Origin of the sequence: Nocardia kruczakiae NBRC 101016 (genome assembly GCF_001612965.1) — a bacterium.
GTDB classification, from domain to species: domain Bacteria; phylum Actinomycetota; class Actinomycetes; order Mycobacteriales; family Mycobacteriaceae; genus Nocardia; species Nocardia kruczakiae.
This window is the reverse complement of the sequence record NZ_BDBL01000013.1, coordinates 85,469-90,628: the sequence shown is the minus strand read 5'-3', so window position 1 is coordinate 90,628 and position 5,160 is coordinate 85,469. Positions and strand designations below refer to the sequence as shown.

The following is a 5,160-nucleotide window of genomic DNA, read 5'->3' as shown; positions in this document are numbered from 1 at the left end:
ATTCTCAGCGCCCGGTCGCGCCGTCGATCAGTTCGCGCAGGATATCGGCGTGACCGGCGTGGCGGCCGGTCTCCTCGATCATGTGGGTCAGCGCCCAGCGGACGCTGGGGCCCGGGCGTCCCGGCAGCGTCGCGGCGGGATCGGTGCATCCGTCGAGTACCTCGTTCGCGCGCGCGACCGCGTAGCGGTAGCGGGCGAGGACCTCGGCCACGCCGTCGTCCGGTGCGGCCCGGAACGTCGCTTGCCAGTCGGTCACTTCGTCGCCGAGGAACATCGAGCGTTCGACGGCCGTGAGGTGGACCAGCAGACCGAGCAGATTGGTGCCCGAGGGCACCGCGGCGGCTCGGACCTGCGGTTCGGGTGCGCCCTCGACCTTCGCGGCGACGCCGGTGCGCAGATAGTCGAGGAACCCGCGCAGCACCGCGAGCTCATCGGTTCCGGTCCGCGGCGGTGGGGTGTCCTTCCGGCGTGCGGCGGCAGGCATGGCGGCTCCTTCGCGATCGGTGTGCGTTCGTACCCGTTCAGCCTTGCCGCCGCCGCCGCGAATCGGCACCAAAACTTGCCGTTCCGGCAAGATGGCCCGATGGCTGACGAAACGGACGAGGTGCTCGGTGCGGTCGGTGCCCGGTTGCGCGCGTTGCGCCGCGAGCGCGGAATCACCCTCGCCGACCTCGCGGCGAGCACCGGGGTGTCGGAAAGTACGTTGTCGCGCTTGGAGAGCGGACAGCGGCGGGCGACGCTGGAATTGCTGCTGCCGCTCTCGCGCACCTACAACGTCCCGCTCGACGACCTGGTCGGCGCCCCGCGCACCGGCGATCCGCGCATTCACCTGAAACCGATTCGGCGATACGGCATGACGTTCGTGCCGCTGTCCCGGCGGCCCGGCGGCGTGCAGGCATTCAAGATGATCATCCCCGCGCGACCCGAACCGCAGGAGCCGACACCGCAGACACACGAGGGTGTCGAATGGCTCTACGTGCTCAACGGCCGGCTGCGTCTGGTTCTCGGCGACCGCGATCTGACCCTGCCGCCGGGCGAGGCGGCGGAATTCGATACCTCGGTACCGCACTGGCTGGGCAGCGCCGACGGCGGCGTGGTCGAACTCCTCATCCTGTTCGGCCCGCAGGGCATGCGCGCGCATGTGCGCCCGGGTGCGTCTGCTGACGGTTAGCGGGACCGCCCAGCGCGCCCCCTCGACGGCCGCGTGCGCGATGGTCGATGATGGTCCGATGTGTCGATAGGCCGATCGAATCGAGGAATTCGATGTCGAGATACCTGTTCGTGCTCGGTGGTCCGGTAACCCGGCCTCGCTGGTGGATGCGGTCGGCGTGCTCCTCGATGCCTTCGTGGTGCGGCTGAGGCTGGTACCGGCCGTGATGGCGCTGGTCGGTAACCGGATGTGGCACCACCCACGCTGGTTCGGCCGTCTCGTCCCGGACCTCGACATCGAGGGCGCCCGGCTGGCAGACCGTGTCCGCGGCGAACATACGGCGGCGGCCGGCGCCGAGACCGCGCGCCCGGCCTCGGAGTGAACAGCAGTACCGTATCGGCAACACCGCCGTACGTCACCGGACAGGATGGTCACCGTATGCTCCGTGCCGCGTCGATCGTTGTGGCTCTTGCTTTTTCGACTCTGATCGCTGCTTCGCCGCAGGCCGGGGCCGTGGCCGGCACCCGGTGCGGCACACCGCTGTCGCCCGCGGAGATCCGGACCGTTGCCGAGTTGTCCGATACCACGACCATCGGCGCCGGGTCCACCCTCGACCGATTCGACGAGGCGGTGGCACGTAATCGTCGGATCACCGAAATTCTTGTCTCCCACCATGATTGGCGCGGCCTGTTCGACGTGGGGCTCGACGCCGTGGAACAGGACCCGGTGCTGCCGCTGCAGCACGATCCCACCGCGTTCGTCGATCCGGAATACGCCCACGCGATCAGTTACGAACTGCTGCGCCGGTTCCTGGTGAACCTGCACGCCGAGTTCACCGACGGCACGCCGGAGCCCCACTGGGCCTGGTACTTCCAGCTGGCGGGGCAATGCGACCAGTCGCCCGCGCGGGTCGCGATGGCTGGGTACAACGCGCACCTGACGGTCGACCTCGCCTACGCGGTCGCCGCGGTCGGCAGTAGACCGGAGAACGCGCCGGACTTCTTCCACATCGTCGACGCCATCGCCCGCAGCGGCGATCTGATCGTCGATCGCACGAAGCAGGTCTACAACGCCGACCTCGGGCCGCTGTGGCGCTTCTACTTCGTCGGTGAGGGACTCGACCGGCTGTTCGGTCAGGGCGTGGCCACCGGGCCGCTGCTCGAGGTCGCCGACCTGGGCTACAACGTGGTGGTCTGGACCAACGGGCTGGCGCTGCAGAACCCCGCCACCGCCGAGGCCACGCGCGCGGAGATCAACGCGCTGTGGTCGGCCGACGATGCGGCCTTCGCCGTGCTCGCACGCCTCGGCGGCCTGTGAGCACGGCGGGCCCGGCATCCCCGTGACCGCGGCCGGCGCCGTCAGTCGGCCGGCAGCGGGCGGCGGCCGGTGACGGTGAGCAGAATGTCCTTGGCGCACATCGTGATCGGCGTCCCCGTCCCCAGCGTGACCGATGCGTCGGAGGCGCGCAGTTGCCGGCCGGTCAGGTCGACGCCGAAGTAGCGCAGCGACTTCGGGCTCGCCTGGTCGAGCACGAGGGCGATCCGTTCCGGCGGGGCGGGCGGCAGGCCCAGGGGCTCGGTGATGTCCAGGCCGTGGATCACGTCGTGGCTCAGCGCACCCACCGCACCACCGCCCGGCGGACGCCACGGGTGTTCGACGTTGTCGCGCAGCGACGCGAGCAACTCCGCATCGCTCATCCGCGCGGTGTCGGCGCGCGCGGCCCGGTCGGCGTAGCGGTGGAACGAGAAGCGCGCACCGGCCAGCCCGCGCACGAACGACCACGTGGTTGTGCGGTAGGGCATCGTCATGTGGGCGAGCACCTCACGGACTCGCCAGCCCTCACACAGCGAGGGCGCGGCCCACTGCTCCGGCGTCAGTCCGGCGAGCAGGTCCGCGAGGCGTCGGCGCTCGGCCACGGTGTGCTCGCGCAGGACGGTGGTGTCGGTGTCGGTCGAGGTCATGACTCCGTCGTTTCGGTCGTAGGGAGTGGTCACCTCTGCTACGAACCCGACGGCGAGAATTCATCGGTGGGCGCCCGGAAAAATGGGCGGAAGCCCGAATTCGGCGAACCGGTCGCCACTGCCCAGGTAGGTCACCTGCCGCGCTATCAGCCCCGACCGCGCCTGGATCGCGAGCAGTGCGAAGGGGCGCAGCACACCGTCGGTATCGGGGCGGTACTGACCGAATCCGACCGAACCGTTCATCCGCACCGGTACCAGCCGATCGCCGGCGCACGCGTCGCCCGCCGCGAAGACCGAGACGATCAGGTCGCGCCCGCTCAGTCGCCAGGCGAACGGCGGCATCCCGGATTCGGCGTCCTCGCACAGCAGCGCGGCCAGACCGTCGACGTCGTGATTCTCGAAGGCCGCGACGTAGCGCCGGACCAGGTCCCGGTCGTCCGGGTCGTCGGGATCGAGCGGATCGGTGGCGGAGGGCCGGACCGCGGCCAGGGTGGTGCGGGCGCGTTGCAGGGCACTGTTGACCGCGGCCGGGCTGACCTCCAGCATGGTCGCGGTTTCGGCGGCACTGAAAGCCAGCACCTCGCGCAGGACCAGCACCGCCCGCTGGCGGGGCGGCAGATGTTGCAGTGCCGCGACGAAGGCCAACCGCACCGACTCGCGGCGGACGACGCGGTCGGCCGGGTCGAGCACCCGTGCGTCCGCGACCGGGTCGAGCCACCGGTCGGCGGGCACCACCGCGTCCGGGTCGAAACCGGTGGATACCGGACCTTCCCACACCAGTATCCGGCGGCGCGCCGAGCGCAGCATGTCCAGGCAGATATTGGTGGCGATGGCATGCACCCACGTCGAGAGCCGGCCGCGCTCGGGGTCGAAACTGTCGAATCGGGTGTAGGCGCGGATCAGCGTCTCCTGCGCGGCGTCGTCGGCATCGGCCGACGAACCGAGCATCCGGTAGCAGTAGCCGGTCAGCGGAATCCGCAGCGCTTCGAGTGCCCCCGGCCCCGAAACGCCGGACCCCGCAACGCCGGACTCCGGCCTTCCGGGTTCCGGCGGCGGTTCACTCGCGGACACACTCACCGCCCCATGCTCGCACCTCCGTGTCACCGGCGACAGCGGGACCGGCCGGGTAGCTTGCGGGGCATGGAGCTGCGCGCGGGCGAGGTCGTTTTTCACTACGTGGAGCACGGCACGGGCCGCCCGGTGGTGGTGCTGCACGGCGCCGGGGTCGATCACCGCGAGGCCGAGGCGTGCTTCGAACCGGTTCTCGGCGACGCCGCCGGGCTGCGGCGGATCTACCCCGACCTGCCCGGTGCGGGACACACCGCCGCACCCGGCACACTGCGCAGCGCGGACGATGTACTCGACGCGCTGCTGCGCTTCACGGATGCGGTCACCGGCGGTGATTTCCTGCTCGTCGGCCACTCGGCGGGAGGGTACTACGCGCAGGCGATGGCCGCGCGGCGCGCCACCCGGGTGGCCGGTCTGGCGTTGGTCTGCCCGCTGTTGCCGGGGGTGCGTGACCTTCCCGCGCATCGCGTCGTGGCGGGGCCGGGCGATCTCGGCGACGACGATTTCCGCGGCTACTTCGTCGTCCAGACCCCGGCCATGCTCGACCGCTACGAGCGTGTCGTCGCACCCGCCGCCGAGCTGGTCGATCGGTCCGCGGCGCGGCGCATCGGTGAGCGGTGGCAGTTGAGCCCGGACGGCACACCGCCCTATCCGGGGCCGGTCACGATCGTGGCCGGGCGCCTGGATTCGACGGTCGGTTACGCGGCGGCGGCCGATCTCTTCGAGCGCTGTCCGCACGCCTCGCTCGTCGTGGTCGACGAGGCCGGACACGCCCTCCCGCACGAGCAACCGGAGCTGCTGCGCGCCCTGCTGGCCGAGTGGCTCACGCGCGTGGTGCGCGCCGGCGATCGATCGTGACGATCACCTGCGCCGGCACCGGCGCAGGTCGGACCAATCCGACATGTGCGTCGACATCGAATACCTCGTGGTTTGCCAACGGAACGCTCGGAGAAAGGAACGCTGTGATCAACGGAATCATCG

General features: G+C 70.6%; 7 protein-coding genes. 4 read left to right on the top strand and 3 right to left on the bottom strand.

What is annotated here, in order from left to right; genetic code table 11:
* Positions 1–4: 4 nt before the first annotated feature.
* On the bottom strand, positions 5–484 hold the full coding sequence (locus tag NK1_RS11125) for a DinB family protein (RefSeq protein ID WP_063008499.1): 480 nt from the start codon (positions 482–484) through the stop codon (positions 5–7).
* 99 nt (positions 485–583) lie between these two features.
* Between NK1_RS11125 and NK1_RS11120 the strand changes: the two genes are divergently transcribed.
* The 3 genes from NK1_RS11120 to NK1_RS11110 all read left to right on the top strand — a co-directional run bounded on the left by NK1_RS11120 (position 584) and on the right by NK1_RS11110 (position 2,467).
* Positions 584–1,171, top strand: coding sequence for a helix-turn-helix domain-containing protein (locus NK1_RS11120; protein WP_063008431.1), 588 nt, complete (start codon positions 584–586; stop codon positions 1,169–1,171).
* Positions 1,172–1,313: 142 nt separating this feature from the next.
* Positions 1,314–1,532, top strand: coding sequence for a hypothetical protein (locus tag NK1_RS11115; protein WP_063008430.1), 219 nt, complete (start codon positions 1,314–1,316; stop codon positions 1,530–1,532).
* Between the two features lie 191 nt (positions 1,533–1,723).
* On the top strand, positions 1,724–2,467 hold the full coding sequence (locus NK1_RS11110) for a DUF5995 family protein (protein ID WP_245660440.1): 744 nt from the start codon (positions 1,724–1,726) through the stop codon (positions 2,465–2,467).
* A 41-nt stretch (positions 2,468–2,508) separates the two neighbouring features.
* Here the strand turns inward: NK1_RS11110 and NK1_RS11105 are convergent, their stop codons facing one another.
* Both NK1_RS11105 and NK1_RS11100 read right to left on the bottom strand, forming a co-directional pair.
* Positions 2,509–3,111 carry a maleylpyruvate isomerase family mycothiol-dependent enzyme gene (locus tag NK1_RS11105; protein ID WP_063008498.1) on the bottom strand — a complete coding sequence of 201 codons (603 nt, stop codon included), beginning with the start codon at positions 3,109–3,111 and terminating at the stop codon, positions 2,509–2,511.
* Between the two features lie 60 nt (positions 3,112–3,171).
* The gene (locus tag NK1_RS11100; RefSeq protein WP_245660439.1) at positions 3,172–4,188 is read right to left on the bottom strand and encodes an RNA polymerase subunit sigma-70; all 1,017 of its coding nucleotides are present in this window, start codon (positions 4,186–4,188) and stop codon (positions 3,172–3,174) included.
* Positions 4,189–4,251: 63 nt separating this feature from the next.
* On the opposite strand from NK1_RS11100, the gene NK1_RS11095 reads away from it, so the two are divergent.
* Positions 4,252–5,037, top strand: a complete 786-nt coding sequence (locus tag NK1_RS11095; protein ID WP_063008428.1) for an alpha/beta fold hydrolase — start codon at positions 4,252–4,254, stop codon at positions 5,035–5,037.
* The last annotated feature ends 123 nt before the right edge of the window (positions 5,038–5,160 follow it).

What these genes read in the sequence shown, in the direction of transcription:
- NK1_RS11095 (WP_063008428.1), top strand. Translation starts at nt 4,252, where the DNA reads ATGGAGCTGCGCGCGGGCGAGGTCGTTTTTCACTACGTGGAGCACGGC.
- NK1_RS11120 (WP_063008431.1), top strand. Translation starts at nt 584, where the DNA reads ATGGCTGACGAAACGGACGAGGTGCTCGGTGCGGTCGGTGCCCGGTTG.
- NK1_RS11105 (WP_063008498.1), bottom strand. Translation starts at nt 3,111, where the DNA reads ATGACCTCGACCGACACCGACACCACCGTCCTGCGCGAGCACACCGTG.
- NK1_RS11125 (WP_063008499.1), bottom strand. Translation starts at nt 484, where the DNA reads ATGCCTGCCGCCGCACGCCGGAAGGACACCCCACCGCCGCGGACCGGA.